The sequence below is a fragment of the Pseudomonas sp. IT-P4 genome, assembly GCF_949767755.1.
GTDB lineage: Bacteria > Pseudomonadota > Gammaproteobacteria > Pseudomonadales > Pseudomonadaceae > Aquipseudomonas > Aquipseudomonas monachiensis.
The window spans coordinates 20,500-37,547 of record NZ_CATKPX010000037.1; the positions used below are offsets into that span (position 1 = coordinate 20,500).

Genomic DNA, 17,048 nt, shown 5'->3' on the forward strand with positions numbered 1-17,048 from the left:
TCAGCCGGTGGAGCCAGCAATGGACCGTTTCAACGCCATGCGCGTTTTTACCCGGATCGTCGAGTTGGGTGGCTTTGCCAAGGCCGCCGACAGCCTGCAATTGCCCCGGGCCTCGGTCACCATCCTGATCAAACAACTGGAGGCGCATCTTGGGGTGCAACTGCTGCAACGCACCACGCGGCAGATCAGCCTGACGCTCGATGGCGCGGCTTATTACCCGCGTTGCGTGCGCTTGCTGGCAGACCTGGAAGAGACCGAAGCGGTGTTCAGTGCCGCACGCCACAATCCCAAGGGCTTGTTACGGGTGGATATGCCGGCGGGCGTGGGGCGCCTGATTGTGATTCCGGCACTGCCGCAGTTCACCGCCCGCTATCCGTTGATCGAGCTGGAAATCGGCCTGAATGACCGCCCTGTGGACCTGATACGCGAAGGTGTCGATTGTGTGCTGCGCGGTGGTTCGCCGCTGGACGACTCGCTGGTGGCGCGGCCCCTGGTGGTCTTGGATCAGGTAACCTGTGCCAGCCCCGACTATCTGCAGCGGCACGCAGCGCCCCATACGCTGGATGACCTGCGCGGGCACCGGATGGTCGAGTACGTCTCCAGTAACAGTGGCAAACGCTATGGACTGGAGTTTGTCGTGGATGGCCAGGTGCGGTCGGTCGACCTGCCCAAGCAGGTGGCGGTCAACAGTGCCGATGGCTATCTGGCTGCGTGCGAGGCCGGATATGGCCTGGTGCAGACGCCGTACTATCACGTGGCGCGGCAACTGCAGGAGGGGCGTTTGTGTGAAGTACTGAGGGAAGTGCCGCCACCGGGCATGCCGATGACGGCGCTTTATCCGCCGCACCGCCAGTTGTCCCGGCGGGTGCGTGTGTTTGTCGATTGGCTGGTGGAACTGTGTGCCCAGCCGGGCAATGACTTTTACCGCAAGGATTCAGGGCATTGAGTAGTGGTTAACGATGCTGGTAGTAACCTGGTCCGCCATGGTTGTCATAGGGTCAGGATGGCAAGCAGGGGAATCAGCAGTGTGATTCGACGCAACATTTGAAAGCCCTCATGGTTATCGCCGCAATGAAGCTAAAACTCTTCATCGGCTGTAACATGGGACCCCGCTTGTAGCGGCTTATCCCCGAAACCGGGTAAGCGCTTGGCATGCATGTCGATACAAACCGGATACAATTTCAGATTCAGGAACCCGCAATGACTCAGTCGCAACGTTTGAAATACTCGATTCTGATCTCCCTGGTGGTACTGGGGATCATGTTTGGCCTTTCCTGGTTGCAGAATACCGGCGTCATCAGCGAAAAACTGTTCCAGTACATCGCCATTGGCGTGGCGGTGGTCGTGGTGGTCATCAATGGCGTGATGCGCCGCAAGGTCAAGCCCTGATCAGTCGATCATCGGTTGCGCAAAATGGCGGCAGCCTGGGGATGCAGGCTGTAGCTTTTGTCGGGGTTGAGGACAATCACGCCTTCGCTGCACAAGCGCTTTAGCACTTCACGCACGCTGAGAAAGGACAGGGGAATATCCAGGTCCAGCAATTGGCTGTGCACGCCGCGCACGCCAAGGCTGCGGTCGTTTTCGGCGGCCGTCAGCAGGGCGTCGATGACTTTCAGGCGGATCAGGCTGGTTCGAAGGCCAAAGCTTTTGAGCAGGATCCGGATCCGCTCGTTGCCGTGACGATCGGTACGCGGCTCGAATACGCCGACTCCCATGGAAGTACCCTTTGGCGCGTTGCTACCGTCCGTTGGCAGTTGCGAGTTGTACATTGCAAAACTCCTTTCAGAGCCTGATCAAGAAAAAAATGGGCGCTCTTACAGGACTAGACGTATGAGCAGCCCGAATCATGAAGGTTCGAATGTAGAAATTTTGTCGCCATCGCGTGATCAACCTGTCAGACCATGGGTCGTTGCACAGTAAATCCCTAAATTTTTGTGGTGAGCTTCGTCCCTACAGGGAGGCACGGCGTGCGTGGATATGCGCAACCGTGGCCATCGTTTTTTCGATCAGGAGCGAGCGTGATTATTTCCAGCCAGTTAACCAGGTTGAGCCTGGCGGGTGTGGCTCTGGGGTTGAGCCTGGGGTTGAGCCTTGCGGCAAGCGCGAGCGCTACGCCCGCGCAAACGAGCGCGGATATCCGCCGAACCGGTTTCGGCGTGCCGCACATCCGCGCCGACAACGAGCGCGGGCTCGGCTACGGCATCGGCTATGCCTACGCCCAGGACAACCTGTGCCTGCTGGCCAACGAAATCACGACCGTCAACGGCGAACGTTCGCGGTACTTCGGGCCGGATCAGGAGAACCTGGTCAGCGATGTGTTTTTCACCTGGCTGAACACTCCGCAAGCTGTCGCCGGTTTCTGGCAGGCCCAAACCCCCGAAGTGCGTGAACTGGTCGAAGGCTATGTGGCGGGGTACAACCGCTCCTTGAGCGAGCGTCGGGCCCAGGGTTTACCGCTGCAGTGTCAGGGCGATTGGGTGCGCGAGATCACCCCCTCGGATCTGGTCAAGCTGACCCGGCGCCTGTTGGTCGAAGGTGGCGTCGGCCAGTTTGCCGAAGCCCTGGCCGGTGCCACGCCACCCAACGCAGTGGCCCAGGCGTCGAGTGCACAGGCAGCGTTCCAGGTGGCCGCCACGCGGATGCAGCGCTTCGCTCTGGAGCGGGGCAGCAATGCCGTCGCGGTCGGCAGCGAGCGCTCCTTCAACGGACGCGGCATGTTGCTGGCCAATCCGCACTTTCCGTGGGTGGGCGGCATGCGCTTTTACCAGATGCACCTGACCATACCCGGCAAACTGGACGTGATGGGCGCGGCGTTACCCGGTCTGCCGGTGATCAACATCGGTTTCAATCAACATCTGGCCTGGACCCACACCGTGGATTCTTCCCGGCATTTCACGCTGTATCGCCTGCAACTGGACCCCAAGGATTCGACCCGTTACCTGCTCGACGGCCAGTCCTTGCCGATGGACAAGCAGACCGTGACCGTCAACATCAGGCAGGCGGATGGGCAGGTCCGGGCGATTCCCCACGAGGTCTACAGCTCGAAATTCGGTCCGGTGGTGCAATGGCCGGGAAAACTGGATTGGGACCACCAGTACGCCTACAGCCTGCGTGACGCCAATCTGGACAACGACCGCGTTCTGCAGCAGTGGTACGCAATGAATCGCGCTGAAAGCCTCAAGGATTTCCAGGCCTCGGTGCACAAGATCCAGGGCATTCCGTGGGTCAACACCCTGGCGGCGGACGATCAGGGGCAGACGCTGTACATGAACCTCTCGGTGGTGCCCAACGTCAGCGTCGACAAGCTGGCGCAGTGCAGCGATCCGCGCGTTGGCTTGCAAATGATCACTCTCGACGGCTCCAACGGCGCCTGTGCCTGGGACATCGACCCGCAGGCGCCACAGCAGGGCATCTATGCAGCGGACAAGTTACCGCAATTGCTGCGCAAGGATTTTGTCCAGCACTCCAACGACTCGGCATGGTTGGCCAACCCGGCGCAACCGCTGACCGGCTATTCGCCGTTGATCAGCCAGGACAGCCAGCCATTGGGGCTGCGTTCACGCTTTGCCCTCGATCGTTTGAGCGCGCTGGCCAAGGCCGGCAAGGTCGGGGCAGCGGACTTGCAACGCATGGTCATGGACGATCAGGTTTATCAGGCGGATCAGGTGATGGCGGACCTGCTGCAATTCTGCGTGGCGGATCTCGGTGCCGATGCCAAAACCCTCGCGCCACTGTGCGCCAGCCTCAAGGCCTGGGACCGCAAGGCCAACCTGGGCAGCGGCCTGGGCTTTGTGCACTTCCAGAATGTCATGGCGGCATTGGAGCCAGTGCCGGACCTATGGCGCGTGGCATTCGATCCGCAGGATCCACAACATACCCCGCGCGGCTTGGCGGTTGAACGGCCACCAGTTGCACAGGCACTGCGCGACGCGATGCGGGCATCTGTCGATCAGGTCAAGGCGGCAGGCCTGAAACCCGACAGCCGTTGGGGCGATATCCAGGTGGTCAGCAGCGGCGGGCAACAGACGCCAATCCACGGCGGACCGGGTGCACTGGGGGTCTACAACGCCATCCAGAGCGTGCCGCGCAGCGATGGCAAGCGTGAGGTGGTCAGCGGTACGAGTTACCTGCAGGTGGTGACCTTCGACGAAAACGGACCGCAGGCCAAAGGGCTGCTGGCGTTCTCGTTGTCCAGCGACCCGGCGTCGAAATATTCACGGGACCAGACGCAGGCCTTTTCGAGAAAGCAATGGAGCGTGCTGCCTTTCACCGAGCAACAGATCCTGTCCGATCCGGACTATCAGGTGCAGACGATCCGTCGGCAGGATGCGAAGGTGGCCGCGCAGTAAGGAACAGAAGTTCTGCATGAACACTGAAGGCCGCACCCCGCAAGGGGTGGCGGCCTTTTCAGCTTTTCGGAGAGGTTTGCGGAATCGCGTTGACCACCAGATTGCCGTTCTGATTGCGGGTCAGGTAGACCGGCAGGACCCGCGGCAAGGATTTCACCAGGCCGTTGATCTCGTTGATGTTGTAGATGCCGCCGATATGGATCGAGCCGGTGCTGTTGTCGGCCACCATCAGCGGTTTGTCGAGGTAGCGATTGATCAAGGGCAGCGCATCGCTCAGGGACAGATCGTCGAGCACCAGTTTGCCCTGGCGCCAGGCCAGCGAACTGTCATTGTCATAGGTCTGGCTGATGCGGGGGGTGAAGTCGCCGTGGCGATAACTGGCCTGCATCGCCGGGCTGAGGTGCAAACCGTCGCCATTCAGGTTGGCGTTGCTGCTGACCAGTACCGAACCCTCGATCAGGTTGACCTTGACCTGGTCTTCATACATCCAGACGTTGAATTGGGTGCCGGTCACGCGAATCCGGCCTTCGGCGGCCTTGACCACGAAGGGGTGACGGGTGTCATGGCTGACCCTGAAGAAGGCTTCGCCTTTTTCCAGCGTGACTTGCCGCTGATCCTTGTAGTTGCTGTACGTCAGCTCGCTGCCCAGGTTCAGTTCCACCTGGCTGCCGTCTTTCAAGGTGACCGTTCGAACATTGTCGGTCGCTTCGAAATGCTGGTACGCGTTTGGCACCCAGCCCAGATGCCAGCCGCCATAACCGGCCACCGGCAACGCCAGGGCGCAGACCGCCGCTGCGATCGCCAGGCGGCGCCACGGATTTTCCGCTTTGGGGCGAACCAGCGGCACGACGGGCTCGGGACGGGGCAGGTCGCCAGCGACATCCCAGATCTCCAGCATCGCTTCGTACTCGATGGCATGGAGCGGATGCGCGTTGCGCCATTGCTCGAACGCCTGGCGCTCTTGCTCGGTGCAGTCATTGGCGTGCAGACGCATGCACCAATGCGCAGCGGCATCGGTGATGGCGTCGTATTCGGCTTCCGAGATCGTGTGGTCGGTCATTGGCCCTTCCTGATTTCCTGCATTCTAACCTTGGGGGGGAGTCTGCGAGAACATCAGTCATGGCATTTAACTATCAATGTGTGGTTTTTTTTCAACGCTTCGCCTCTGGAACATCTGCTCTCGGGTAGCAGTATCCATGGGATGCGTAAAAAAAAGATCAAATCAAACACCGCGATAGCGCACAGATCCGGGGATCTGCGCGTTATTTCGCCAGGATCAGGGTGTAGGGGGCGTAGCGACCGGTACCGGGTCCAGTTGCCGGCCCATTTCGCAGATCAAAAACGCGACCGAGTCGGCATTGTGCAAAATGACATCGGTTCGGAACTTCGAGTCCCGCACGTTAAAAAAAGCTTCCCGTGCCTTAGCCATGGTCTCGCTGCCCGTCAGTTGCAGAATTTTCTTGCCGATGTGGGAAGTGCTCGGTATGGAGTCCAGGTTGACCCATAATTGCCGCCCACTGTTCCAGCGTGCGAACAGTTCGTCCTTTGGCGTTTTCATCGACAAGGCTTCTCGCTGGAAGTCCACTTGAGACTGTTTCTTTGCTGCGCCATAGCCGGTGACCGACGCGACCAGATCGCTGAACGGTAGCCTGGCCTCAAGGTAGGCGATGTCCACGGCCCCTGAAAACAAATGAGCGAACTCGTGTATCAGGGTCGCGGCCTGACTGTGGCCGTCGACATCGAAGGGCTGAGTCAGGCTGGATTTGTACCAGTCCAGTTGTTGATCGAAGAAGTTTTCCGTGAAATGCACATTGCGCTGTTGATCCTTGTCCACGACAAACGCGACAAGGTTGTCCTCCGGGTCCCGGCTTGAACCCACGATAAAACGTTGCGAGTTCATCCAGTCTTCATCGGGATCGACCAGCGCGTTGCAAATGGGAACGACGGCCTGCCTGATTTTGTCGAGCAGTGCTTTGTCGATCAGGTCAACATCAAAGAACTGTTTGAGGAAGGTATCGAGCCGTGTGCCCGGGACGAGTTCCCTGAGTTGCACCAGGTTGTGCAGGCTGTTGAACGCGTAATAGCGAGCCATGTCGATGGCCTGCACGATCATGCGGGCTTTTTCGGGATGTCTTGCGCGGATTTCCTCCATTCCCCGGGCCTCGATGTTCAGCACCTGCCTGGCAACATAGGCGTTGACATACTGATTGCGCATTTTCGAGACGGCTTTGCCGAAGTGAACGGTGTGGGCATCCGGGTCGATGACCAGTTGCTTGCCGGGTGTAGCCAGCAACACCGGGCCTTCTTGCTCGCCTTTGACCATTCGCCAGACCGCTCCGGTCTTGTTCACGCCGTACACTTTGCCGGCAATGGCGGCGAAGGTTTTCTTGCTGCCCGCTTCCAGATAGGTGCCGTCGGTGCTGCTTTTCGTCAGGTCCTTGAGTTCGGTGGTGGTTTCGAACCGTCGCAGCCGGGTACGCAGTTGCGCTGTCGACCGGACTTGCGACCAGGGTTGCGCGATCACGGCGGGGACGGCCGGTTGAGCAGCGGCTTCGCTGGTTGCCTGGGCGCTTTCGGCCCACCCTTCAAGCGACAAACGGCCCAATGACACGATTTGTGCCGCGCCGGCAATAAACTCGCGCAAGGCGGTCGTCCAGTGATGGTCCTGTAGGGCTTCGGCTGAGTTTTTGGCGTCCTTGTAGGCCCTCCAAAGAAACTGCACATACGCGAGTTTGCCCGGCAGCAGGCCTGAAATGCGCTCTATGCCGGAGCTGAACAGATGTTTGACAGCCTCCCAGTCAGACTGAGCGGTTGCGTTTGCCTGGCTGCCGAGCATCTTCTCCAGCAGCCTGGTGTTGTCATGGAACAAGTGGGTCAGCAGGTTGCCATTGATGGGGCTGGACGCCAGGGTGATTTCGCTAGACTGGCCAATGGTGGATTTGAGCAGGTTGCGAAACACTGTTTGCTGACTGGTCGGCAGGCGACGAAGCAGCATCTCCTGCAATGGCCCCGGTGTGTTGAGCGCCGCGACAACGCTGGCCTCATTGTCGAACTCAACGAACGGTGAGCCACTGGGGTGGTAAGGGGCATAGAGGATTTGCGGGCCTGCCTTGCCTTCGCCGGGACCGATCAGGTACAGGCCCATTGCCTTGACGGCGGCGGCACCGGTTGTCTTGATCAGTTCCAGTGGTCGGGCAATGGCGTGCGCACCTGCTACGGTAGCCCGGGCGATGGCGTCCGGCATGTCGAATACTTGTCGAAGCAAATCGAAAGCGCTGTCGGACAGCCGTTGCTGCAGTTTCAGTTCGTGTGCGTGTTGCAGCAATTGCCAGGGCAGTTGCTTGACGAAGCGCAGGATCCGTTGTTCCACGTCCGCCGAATTGTTCGACAAGTTGTCGGTGATATGTTTGGTGTAGTTCTGCGCAATTTTCAGTAATAGCAGCAACTGGCGAACAGCCGCCTGGTCCAGCCCCGCGGGCAGGGTTTGCGTGGTTGCCGACCCGACCTTGAACCCGGTGCCTTGCGTAATGTTGACGTGGTGCAAGGCGAACTCGGTGAGGCTCCGGGCAGGGCCGACCAACGCCAGGTCCGGGGTGATTTGAATATTGTCGGGGTCCAGTGTTGTTGCCGGGAAGCGGTCGGCGAGCAACGATTTCAGTGTTTCATGCACATACGACTTGAGGGGTTTGATCCCGTGCAAATAGTCTTTGTCCTCAAAGACGCTGTTGCGGTATTGCTCCAGCAGTTCAAGGTGCAGTCGCAGGTCTTGCAGCGGAGCCATTCCCAGCCAGGCGGGCAGGGATTGCTGCTGGCCGATCGCCAGGGCAATCGACCTGGCTCGTTGCAGGTTGGTGTCAAGCACCGTTGTGGTCAGGTCTTTAAGGGCTTTTTTGCGCTTTGTGTCGCTCAGCTTGAAAATGCGTACGTGTTCGCAGCGAGCCAGAAAGTGCTCGATGGATGATTGCGCGACCCGTTCCAATACAGACCCTTCGATCAGCCGCAACGGTCCCAGTGAGTAGCGTTGGTGAAGGAAGCGTTGGGCCGGGGTCAGGTTTTCCAGCAGCGCCAGGCGTTGTTGCGGTTCGAGCAGGCGTCTGTTCAGCTCCAGCCTTGCGCGACTGATATTGTCAAAGACTTCCAGGCCCTCGGCGGGTGTCCAAAGGATTGTCCGGCCGGAATGCGAGGGGTCGAGTCCGCCACGCTCGGTCAAAAGCAGACAATAGGCCAGGGGCAGGACATCGCGCTGACCGGAGCACTCCAGTGTCAATGAGTAGGCGTCGGGTCGGAAGCCGTTGAGGGCCGGACGGTTCTGCCGATCGGCCCGGTCCGGATTGAATACCGTTTCGACAATGGCCCGATCCGCATCCCGCAGTGTCGCGCCGAGCACTCGCATATTGGCCTCGCCACGCAGGCCAACGGATAGTGCATGGGCCAGGCGGGGTTTCATGTTTTCCAGATAGACCCGTTGCAGGGCCAGAGCAGCGACCGGTTGTGCTGCGAAATCCGTCTTGAACGGTGTCTCGATGTCGTTGAAGGACTTGGCGAAAGTGGCCGCCGTGTGGGCCAGCACCGTGGAGGGATGCTGATCACCGGATAGCACGGGCCGCGTGCTCCAGCGCCCGTCGGTAGCCAGCGTCAGCAGGCGCTCGTTGATCATCGAGCGGATATCCAGCGCTTTGTCGAACAGGGCGTGGATGTCCACGGTGCCGTCACTGTGACGGAACACCTGCAGGGCATATTGCATGTTCTGCCGTTGCTTGCCGATGATCCCGTCGAAGAGCTTGGGGAAGATCTCGCCGGAAATTGCTTCCCCGGTCACATTCGGCTGGTCAAAGCCAATGAAACGCTGACGCTCGTCCAGGCTCAGCAGGCCATAGAGTTCATCCTCGCGACCGGCAGCGCTGAACTTGCTGCGCACCGTATCGCACAAGTCCTTATAGTCCTTGAGTACCTGCAGGCCTGCGGTGGGCGTGTAGAGAAACGCATTGCCGGTGCTGACCATCAGTGAGCCGGCCAGCTCCACATAATTGGCCTTGTACTCCCACAGGCGCACGGTTTCGACCGTCATTGCCTGGTTCGTCCGGCTGGCCGTAGAGATCAACGCGTGCAAATCCTGGCTTTGCTCCGGGGTGATGATCTCGGCTTCTCGCTTGAGCAGCAGTTGCACTCGCGCCTGATCGGCGATGGCCTGGCCGAAGAACTCTCGACGGGATGCGCCGTCGGCGCTCGGTGCAGCCCAGAAGCCTTCGAGCTGCCCGACCAGCAGGCTGATCAGTTGGCGCGAGATTGTCGTGACTGCGGCTTCCCACAGTGGCTGGTCGGCGTTTGCCGGGGACTTTTCCGGATGCAAAAATTCGTGGGACTGTCCGGCCGGCCAAAGCTGATGGCGATAATGCAGGAGGACGGCCTCACTCAAGGAAAGGGAGTTGACCCAGCGTCGCGCCGGATGGCTTTCGTCAGCATTCTCTGGCGTTGTTGCCTGGTAGAAGTTCACTTGGGTCTGGCTCTGATCCAGACCGGGAAAGGATGCCGCCAGCTTCTGATTCAGCAATGTGTCGAGCAGCGAGGTCAGGGACGGCAGCACTTTCAATTCGTCGAGCAGGGCCTGGTCGTTGAGTTGCTGATGGGTGGAGAGGGTCATGCGCTGGTCTTCGAACACGTCGCCGTCGATGGGTTGAAAGTCCAACACGATTTCGTCGGCGTCCACCATGGCCTTGCGTTGAGACATCGCCATGAAGGCCAGCAGGTCGTCGTCTTCACTGGCGGCCTTGAGTTGCGTCACCAGATGGTCGGTCAGGGCCGTACGGTTGGCGAACTTTTTTATCCCGGCGTACGGGGTGTAGAGAATCAGGCCATTGTCATCGGGTGTCGCGGTCAACACAAAGCTGCCGGCCAGCACCACGGGCTCCAGCCCCGGGATTTTCAGCAGCACGTTCTTCACCAGCATGGGCGGCGTCTGCTTATCGCGCAGTGCCTGGGTGGCCAGTTCGATATGGCTGAACCATTCGAAGTCCTTTTGCCTCAGTCCATGGGTTTTGCCAAGTTCTTTCCAGCGGCCGCGCAATGTCAGCGCCTCGGGGAAAAACAGCGGAGTTACGGGTGTAGACATCGTCGAGTCTCGTTCAAGGTGCCACTCACAGGCGCCTGTGGATTGAGTTTCGACACTAAAAGCCGGTGCGCTGGCACGGGTGGTAAATAGATAACGCACGGGGCCTGGGCATTCGTGAGAGGGATATCTCTGATCGACCCAGAGCGAAAGGTTGACAGGTCGCTCGCCGCGCGTTGTTAATCGGCGGGTCTTTGTACGCTGTTGTTCCCTCCAATAATCAGTCTGGAGCTTCAGATGTCTGCGCCACACGATCACGCCTCTACTGCTGTCCCGTCCCACCTTTCATTCGATGCGCTGAGCGCTTTGCTGGAGAAGATTTTTTTGCGTCACGGCACCTCGGCCGACGTTGCCCGGGTGCTGGCGCAAAACTGCGCCGGGGCCGAACGCGACGGCGCGCACAGTCACGGGGTATTCCGGATTCCAGGTTATGTTTCGACGCTGCAAAGCGGCTGGGTCAATGGCCAGGCGGTTCCGGTGGTCGAAGATGTGGCTTCAGGTTTTGTGCGGGTCGACGCCAATAACGGTTTTGCGCAACCGGCCCTGGCGGCGGCACGCGAACTACTGGTGCAAAAGGCCCGAAGTGCCGGCATCGCGGCACTGGCGATCCGTAACTCACATCATTTCGCGGCCTTGTGGCCGGATGTCGAACCCTTCGCGGATGAAGGCCTGGTGGCATTGAGCGTGGTCAACAGCATGACCTGCGTGGTGCCCCACGGTGCCGACCGGCCGTTGTTCGGCACCAACCCGATTGCCTTCGCTGCGCCACGGGCCGGTGGCTCGCCGATTGTCTTCGACCTGGCCACCAGTGCCATTGCCCATGGCGATGTGCAAATTGCCGCTCGCGAGGGTGAACGCTTGCCGGAAGGGATGGGCGTGGACAGCCTCGGCCAGCCGACCACGGACCCGAAGGCGATTCTCGACGGCGGTGCGTTGCTGCCTTTCGGCGGGCACAAGGGCTCGGCGTTGTCGATGATGGTCGAGTTGCTCGCGGCGGCACTGACCGGCGGCAATTTTTCCTTCGAGTTCGACTGGAAGAACCACCCTGGCGCCAAGACACCCTGGACTGGCCAATTGCTTATCGTGATCGATCCGGGCAAAGCGGCGGGGCAGAGTTTTGCCGAGCGCAGCCAGGAACTGGTGCGGCAAATGCACGGGGTCGGCCTGAAGCGTTTGCCGGGGGATCGGCGTCATCATCAACGCGCCAGGTCGCAGGTCGATGGCATTGAACTGGATGCCCGGACGCTGGCGAATCTTCGGGAATTGGCGGGGGAGTGATCCTTTAGATACGCCGCAACCCCCTGTGGGAGCAAGCCCGCTCCCACAGGGTTCAGTGTTTGCCAGTGTTTATCGACGCCCCAACAACAATCCCACCACCAAACCAAACCCGGCGGAAATCGCCACGGTTTGCCATGGATGCCCGCCGATATAGGTTTCAGTGGCCTCGACCGCGGGCAGGGTGCGCTCGCGCACGCTGCTCACCGAATCCCTGGCCTGCTGGAGTTTCAGGGCGATCTGTCCACGAAGGGTCTCCGCTTCTTCCCCGACCAGCGAGGCGCTGCTTTTCAGCAGTTTTTCCGATTCTTCGATCAGCGTTTGAAGTTCGCTGAAGGCTTGATCCTTGATTTGATCTTCGGCGGCTTGCGCGGCGGTTTTGCGGGCCATTGAAGTACTCCTTGCAGGTAAGTGGACAGTGAACAATGGAGTCTGCCGTCGTCGGAAAAGTTGCAGCTATTTTGCCCGGGGAGGTCATCTTGCTGAAAAACCGGCGCAGGACCTTTCGTCCTACAGTGTAAGATGTCGCCTATTTTACGCAGCAGGAAATTCCCATGAGCTTCAATCTGGCCGACAAACCCCTCGCCGAGCGCGCTGCGCTTGAAGACGAGAAATCCCGTCTGTTCGAACTCTGGCAAAACAACCTGGGCAAGGCCAAGGGTGAGGCCGCGCGGTTGTTCGGCGAACGGGCCAAGCGCAAAGGCAAGTGGGCCGAATGGGTGCGCGCCGAGTTGGATGGCATGTCGCCACCGGAATACGCCAACATGGTGCGCAGTGAAGTCAATCGCCTGATGGCGGCCAACAAATAACATCGGTCGTCAGGCGAAGCTCGTGACGATCGCCTCGCGCACTTTCAATAGCACCGGGTCGAGCTGGGTGCTGGTCCGCCAGCCCAGTTCGATCGGGTAGCGCGGCAAGGCCAGGGGGCAGGGCAGCAGCGCCAGCCCGCAGAGCGTAGCGATGCTTTGGGCGGCATGGGCCGGAATGGTCGCCACCGCCCGGCTGCCTTTGAGCAAATGGGGCAACGCGGCAAAATGCGTGGTCGAGGCGCACACCCGTCGACTGAGCCCCAGCGCCGCCAAACCCTCGTCGGTAATCCCGATAAAACCGCCGGACGACACCAGAATGTGTTCGCGTGCCACAAACTCCTCAAGACCGATGCTCTGCTGACCCTCGACCAGGCTCGACGGGTCCGCCAGGCACAGATAACCACCTTCCCCCAGCACCTGACGGCTGAGCAGCCGCTCGGCAAACCCGCCCGCGCTAATCGCCAGGTCAATGCTGCGCTCCATCAACGCCTGGGCGACGATCTGGCTGTGGGTCTGGCGGAAAATCAGCCGCAGTTTCGGTGCACTACGGGCGATCTCTTCGATCAGCCGCCGGCCGTAGGCAATCTCGAAATCATCCGACATTCCCACGGTGACCGAACGACCTTCGTACTGTTGCGCAGCCGGGTCGACCATCGCCAGGCTCTGCCGGCATTTGTTCAGGGCATCGCTGACCACCGGTTTGAGCTGATTGGCCTTGAGCGAGGGGGCCAGGCCGCGTCCGGTGCGTACGAACAGCTGATCGCCATACAGCTCGCGCAAGCGACGCAAGGCCGCGCTGACGGCCGATTGAGTCACGCCCAGGCGCAAGGCGGCACGGCTGGCGCTGGACTCTTCGTGCAGCGCCTCGAAGACTTTGAGCAGGTTGAGGTCGACGTCGGTGATATTCATTTGGTTCATATCATTCAGCATTGAATCGGTCTTTATTGATGATTGCCTAGCGCCGGAGAATGAGCAACACCTGATGCGAATGGAGTTTCCAAGATGCCCAAATCAATCGTTGCGGCGCTGCAGATCGGCGCCTTGCCCGGCGGCAAGGCTGAAACCCTGGAACAGATCCTGTCCTATGAAAACGCAATCATCGAATCCGGCGCCGGGTTGGTGGTGATGCCGGAAGCGCTGCTGGGCGGTTATCCCAAGGGCGAGGGCTTTGGTACGCAATTGGGCTATCGCCTGCCGCAAGGGCGCGAAGCCTTTGCCCGCTATTTTGCCAATGCCATTGATGTACCCGGCGTGGAAACCGAGGCGCTGGCGGCGCTGTCCGCACGCACCGCAGCCAATCTGGTGATCGGCGTGATCGAGCGCGCCGGCAGCACCTTGTACTGCACCGCGCTGTACTTCGATCCGCAGGCCGGGCTGGTGGCCAAACACCGCAAGCTGATGCCCACCGGCACCGAGCGGCTGATCTGGGGCAAGGGCGATGGCTCGACCTTGCCGGTGATCGACAGCCAGGTCGGGCGCGTGGGGGCGCTGGTGTGTTGGGAAAACATGATGCCGCTGCTGCGCACGGCGATGTACGCCAAGGGTGTGGAGGTGTGGTGCGCGCCCACCGTGGACGAGCGGGAGATGTGGCAGGTCAGCATGCGCCACATTGCCCATGAAGGGCGCTGCTTCGTGGTCAGCGCCTGCCAGATCCAGGCATCGCCCCAGGCCTTGGGCCTGGATATCGCCAACTGGCCGGCGGATCGGCCGTTGATTGCCGGTGGCAGTGTAATCGTAGGCCCCATGGGCGACATTCTTGCCGGACCGTTACGCGACAGTGCCGGGCTACTCACCGTACAGATCGACACCGACGACCTGGTACGCGCCCGCTACGACTACGACGTGGTCGGCCACTACGCCCGGCCGGATGTGTTCGAGCTGACCGTGGACGAGCGGGCCAAACCCGGGGTGCGCCTCACTTCCTGATGACCCGCGGGCTTTGGCCAAAGCAGTCAGACAACTTGATAACTTTGACCATTGCCCGGTAACCCGCGCAGAGCGAGTATTTCCCTGTTGATTACGGTTCCCCCCAACCTAATAAAAAACACAGTGGGATTCTGGCAATGCGCGATTACTTGTCTGCTACTTCTCAGTTCAATTATCAGCACACCGTCGATGCCGCGCTCGCGGGCGATCTGGCGGCCCTCAACGCCTGTGTCGAATGCTGTGACCGGCATGCCTTGCCGGGTCGCATCGCGCTGTTCTGGGAAGGACGCGACGGCACCGGTGCGACGTACACCTTCACCGACTTGCAGGACAAGGCCGCGCGTTTCGCCAACTACCTGCTGGCCCAGGGCGTGAAGAAAGGCGACAAGGTCGCTGGCCTGTTGCCGCGCAATATCGAACTGTTGATCACCGTGTTCGCCACCTGGCGCATCGGCGCGGTGTATCAACCGCTGTTTACCGCATTCGGCCCCAAGGCCATCGAGCACCGCCTGGGCTGCTCTGGCGCCAAAGTGGTGGTGACCGATGCAGTGAACCGGCCGAAACTCGCCGAAGTCGCCGATTGCCCGACCATCGTGACCGTCACCGGTGCCAAAGGGCAGGGCCTGGTGCATGGCGATTTCAGTTTCTGGGCCGAACTGGCCAACTACTCCGCCGACTGTGAACCGGTGCTGCTGACCGGCGAAGATCCGTTCCTGCTGATGTTCACCTCGGGCACCACCGGCCCGTCGAAAGCGTTGTCGGTGCCGCTCAAGGCCATCGTTGCATTCCAGAGCTACACCCGCGACGCGGTGGATCTGCGCCCGGAAGACGCCTTCTGGAACGTCGCCGACCCGGGTTGGGCCTACGGCATTTATTTCGGTGTCACGGGGCCGATGTCCATGGGCCATCCGATCACGTTTTACGATGGCCCGTTCACCCTCGAAAGCACCTGCCGGGTCATCAACAAGTACGGGATCAGCAACCTCACGGGCTCGCCGACGGCCTACCGCTTGCTGATTGCCGGCGGCGATGAATTCGCCAAGTCGATCAAGGGCAAGCTGCGTATCGTCAGCAGCGCCGGCGAGCCGCTGAACCCGGAAGTGATCCGCTGGTTCGCCGACAACCTCGACGTGGTCATCCACGATCACTACGGCCAGACCGAACTGGGCATGGTGCTGTGCAACCACCACGGCCTTGAGCACCCGATTCACATGGGCGCCGCCGGTTTTGCCTCGCCGGGCCACCGCATCGTGGTACTGGACGACCAGTACAAGGAGCTGGGTATCGGGCAGCCGGGCATCCTGGCGATCGACCGCAGCCAATCGCCGATGTGCTGGTTCGCCGGCTACGAAGGCGGGCCGACCAAGGCCTTTGTCGGCAACTATTACCTGAGTGGCGACACCGTCGAGTGGAACCCGGACGGCAGCATCAGCTTCGTCGGTCGCAGTGATGACGTGATCACCACTTCCGGCTATCGGGTTGGCCCGTTCGACGTGGAAAGTGCGCTGATCGAACACCCGGCCGTGGTCGAGGCCGCCGTGGTCGGCAAGCCCGATCCGGAGCGCACCGAACTGGTCAAGGCGTTCGTCGTGCTCAGCGCGCAATACCGCGCCGCCCCCGAGCTGGCCGAAGAGCTGCGCCAGCACGTGCGCAAGCGTCTGGCGGCGCACTCGTACCCCCGTGAAATCGAATTTGTCAGCGAATTGCCGAAAACCCCAAGCGGCAAATTGCAGCGCTTTATCTTGCGCAACCAGGAAATCGCCAAGGCTCAAGAGGCTGCGGCGAAGAACCTTCCAGCTTGAATCCAGGGAAACAATGATGCAGATCGAGAACAAGATTTTTATCGTCACCGGTGGCGCTTCCGGCCTCGGTGCAGCGACGGCCGAGGTGCTGGTCGCCGCTGGCGCGAAAGTGATGCTGGTGGACATGAACGCCGAAGCCGTTGCGGCCCAGGCCCAGCGCCTTGGTGCGCAGAGTGTTGTCGCCGACATCAGCAACGAAGCGGCGGCCGAAGCAGCGGTACAAGCCACGGTCAAAGCCTTCGGTGGCCTCAACGGCCTGGTCAACTGCGCCGGTATCGTGCGCGGGGAGAAGATCCTCGGCAAAAACGGCCCGCATGCGCTGTCCAGTTTCAGCCAGGTGATCAACGTCAACCTGATCGGCAGCTTCAACATGCTGCGCCTTGCGGCAGCGGCGATTGCCGAGACCGAAGCGGATGCCGACGGCGAGCGCGGCGTGATCATCAACACCGCGTCTGCGGCTGCTTACGACGGCCAGATCGGCCAGGCGGCCTACTCGGCGTCCAAGGGTGCGATTGTCAGCCTGACCTTGCCGGCGGCCCGTGAACTGGCGCGTTTCGGCATCCGTGTCATGACGATCGCCCCCGGCATTTTCGAGACGCCGATGATGGCCGGCATGACCCAGGAAGTCCGTGATTCCCTAGCCGCTGGCGTGCCATTCCCGCCGCGCTTGGGCAAACCGGGCGAGTATGCCGGGCTGGTCAAGCATATTATTGAAAACAGCATGCTCAATGGCGAGGTGATCCGTCTCGACGGAGCCTTGCGCATGGCCGCCAAGTAAGGA

General features: G+C 60.6%; 13 protein-coding genes. 8 read left to right on the forward strand and 5 right to left on the reverse strand.

Annotated features, from left to right (window positions below; all coding sequences use genetic code 11):
• The first annotated feature begins 19 nt into the window (after positions 1 to 19).
• Positions 20 to 946, forward strand: a complete 927-nt coding sequence (locus tag ACM6IT_RS16655) for a LysR family transcriptional regulator (protein WP_056724560.1) — start codon at positions 20 to 22, stop codon at positions 944 to 946.
• 254 nt (positions 947 to 1,200) lie between these two features.
• On the forward strand, positions 1,201 to 1,389 hold the full coding sequence (locus ACM6IT_RS16660; RefSeq protein WP_056724563.1) for a hypothetical protein: 189 nt from the start codon (positions 1,201 to 1,203) through the stop codon (positions 1,387 to 1,389).
• Between the two features lie 8 nt (positions 1,390 to 1,397).
• On the opposite strand, the gene ACM6IT_RS16665 is transcribed toward ACM6IT_RS16660, so the two are convergent.
• The gene (locus ACM6IT_RS16665) at positions 1,398 to 1,769 is read right to left on the reverse strand and encodes a hypothetical protein (protein ID WP_056724565.1); all 372 of its coding nucleotides are present in this window, start codon (positions 1,767 to 1,769) and stop codon (positions 1,398 to 1,400) included.
• Positions 1,770 to 2,018: 249 nt separating this feature from the next.
• Between ACM6IT_RS16665 and ACM6IT_RS16670 the strand changes: the two genes are divergently transcribed.
• Positions 2,019 to 4,349, forward strand: coding sequence for an acylase (locus tag ACM6IT_RS16670; protein ID WP_414918370.1), 2,331 nt, complete (start codon positions 2,019 to 2,021; stop codon positions 4,347 to 4,349).
• Positions 4,350 to 4,407: 58 nt separating this feature from the next.
• On the opposite strand, the gene ACM6IT_RS16675 is transcribed toward ACM6IT_RS16670, so the two are convergent.
• Positions 4,408 to 5,409: a FecR family protein gene (locus tag ACM6IT_RS16675; protein ID WP_056724569.1), complete on the reverse strand. Its 1,002-nt coding sequence runs from the start codon at positions 5,407 to 5,409 to the stop codon at positions 4,408 to 4,410.
• 216 nt (positions 5,410 to 5,625) lie between these two features.
• Positions 5,626 to 10,458, reverse strand: coding sequence for a dermonecrotic toxin domain-containing protein (locus ACM6IT_RS16680; RefSeq protein ID WP_414918371.1), 4,833 nt, complete (start codon positions 10,456 to 10,458; stop codon positions 5,626 to 5,628).
• A gap of 234 nt (positions 10,459 to 10,692) precedes the next feature.
• On the opposite strand from ACM6IT_RS16680, the gene ACM6IT_RS16685 reads away from it, so the two are divergent.
• Entirely contained in the window at positions 10,693 to 11,733 is a 1,041-nt protein-coding gene (locus ACM6IT_RS16685) for an Ldh family oxidoreductase (RefSeq protein WP_414918372.1), read from the forward strand.
• Positions 11,734 to 11,802: 69 nt separating this feature from the next.
• On the opposite strand, the gene ACM6IT_RS16690 is transcribed toward ACM6IT_RS16685, so the two are convergent.
• On the reverse strand, positions 11,803 to 12,120 hold the full coding sequence (locus tag ACM6IT_RS16690) for a DUF883 family protein (protein WP_056724576.1): 318 nt from the start codon (positions 12,118 to 12,120) through the stop codon (positions 11,803 to 11,805).
• 164 nt (positions 12,121 to 12,284) lie between these two features.
• On the opposite strand from ACM6IT_RS16690, the gene ACM6IT_RS16695 reads away from it, so the two are divergent.
• Positions 12,285 to 12,539 (forward strand): hypothetical protein, encoded by a 255-nt coding sequence (locus ACM6IT_RS16695; RefSeq protein WP_007970091.1) that lies wholly within the window; start codon positions 12,285 to 12,287, stop codon positions 12,537 to 12,539.
• Positions 12,540 to 12,548: 9 nt separating this feature from the next.
• Here the strand turns inward: ACM6IT_RS16695 and ACM6IT_RS16700 are convergent, their stop codons facing one another.
• The gene (locus ACM6IT_RS16700; protein WP_414918373.1) at positions 12,549 to 13,457 is read right to left on the reverse strand and encodes a LysR substrate-binding domain-containing protein; all 909 of its coding nucleotides are present in this window, start codon (positions 13,455 to 13,457) and stop codon (positions 12,549 to 12,551) included.
• A gap of 84 nt (positions 13,458 to 13,541) precedes the next feature.
• On the opposite strand from ACM6IT_RS16700, the gene ACM6IT_RS16705 reads away from it, so the two are divergent.
• The 3 genes from ACM6IT_RS16705 to ACM6IT_RS16715 all read left to right on the forward strand — a co-directional run bounded on the left by ACM6IT_RS16705 (position 13,542) and on the right by ACM6IT_RS16715 (position 17,045).
• Positions 13,542 to 14,465 (forward strand): carbon-nitrogen hydrolase family protein, encoded by a 924-nt coding sequence (locus ACM6IT_RS16705; RefSeq protein ID WP_414918374.1) that lies wholly within the window; start codon positions 13,542 to 13,544, stop codon positions 14,463 to 14,465.
• Between the two features lie 137 nt (positions 14,466 to 14,602).
• Entirely contained in the window at positions 14,603 to 16,267 is a 1,665-nt protein-coding gene (locus ACM6IT_RS16710; RefSeq protein ID WP_414918375.1) for an AMP-binding protein, read from the forward strand.
• A gap of 16 nt (positions 16,268 to 16,283) precedes the next feature.
• Positions 16,284 to 17,045 (forward strand): SDR family NAD(P)-dependent oxidoreductase, encoded by a 762-nt coding sequence (locus ACM6IT_RS16715; RefSeq protein WP_056724582.1) that lies wholly within the window; start codon positions 16,284 to 16,286, stop codon positions 17,043 to 17,045.
• Positions 17,046 to 17,048: the final 3 nt, after the last annotated feature.

Bases quoted from the DNA above. Each gene is read 5' to 3' on its own strand.
- ACM6IT_RS16715 (WP_056724582.1), top strand. From the start codon at position 16,284: ATGCAGATCGAGAACAAGATTTTTATCGTCACCGGTGGCGCTTCCGGC.
- ACM6IT_RS16680 (WP_414918371.1), bottom strand. From the start codon at position 10,458: ATGTCTACACCCGTAACTCCGCTGTTTTTCCCCGAGGCGCTGACATTG.
- ACM6IT_RS16705 (WP_414918374.1), top strand. From the start codon at position 13,542: ATGCCCAAATCAATCGTTGCGGCGCTGCAGATCGGCGCCTTGCCCGGC.
- ACM6IT_RS16665 (WP_056724565.1), bottom strand. From the start codon at position 1,769: ATGTACAACTCGCAACTGCCAACGGACGGTAGCAACGCGCCAAAGGGT.
- ACM6IT_RS16710 (WP_414918375.1), top strand. From the start codon at position 14,603: ATGCGCGATTACTTGTCTGCTACTTCTCAGTTCAATTATCAGCACACC.
- ACM6IT_RS16660 (WP_056724563.1), top strand. From the start codon at position 1,201: ATGACTCAGTCGCAACGTTTGAAATACTCGATTCTGATCTCCCTGGTG.
- ACM6IT_RS16695 (WP_007970091.1), top strand. From the start codon at position 12,285: ATGAGCTTCAATCTGGCCGACAAACCCCTCGCCGAGCGCGCTGCGCTT.
- ACM6IT_RS16690 (WP_056724576.1), bottom strand. From the start codon at position 12,120: ATGGCCCGCAAAACCGCCGCGCAAGCCGCCGAAGATCAAATCAAGGAT.
- ACM6IT_RS16700 (WP_414918373.1), bottom strand. From the start codon at position 13,457: ATGAACCAAATGAATATCACCGACGTCGACCTCAACCTGCTCAAAGTC.
- ACM6IT_RS16655 (WP_056724560.1), top strand. From the start codon at position 20: ATGGACCGTTTCAACGCCATGCGCGTTTTTACCCGGATCGTCGAGTTG.
- ACM6IT_RS16685 (WP_414918372.1), top strand. From the start codon at position 10,693: ATGTCTGCGCCACACGATCACGCCTCTACTGCTGTCCCGTCCCACCTT.
- ACM6IT_RS16675 (WP_056724569.1), bottom strand. From the start codon at position 5,409: ATGACCGACCACACGATCTCGGAAGCCGAATACGACGCCATCACCGAT.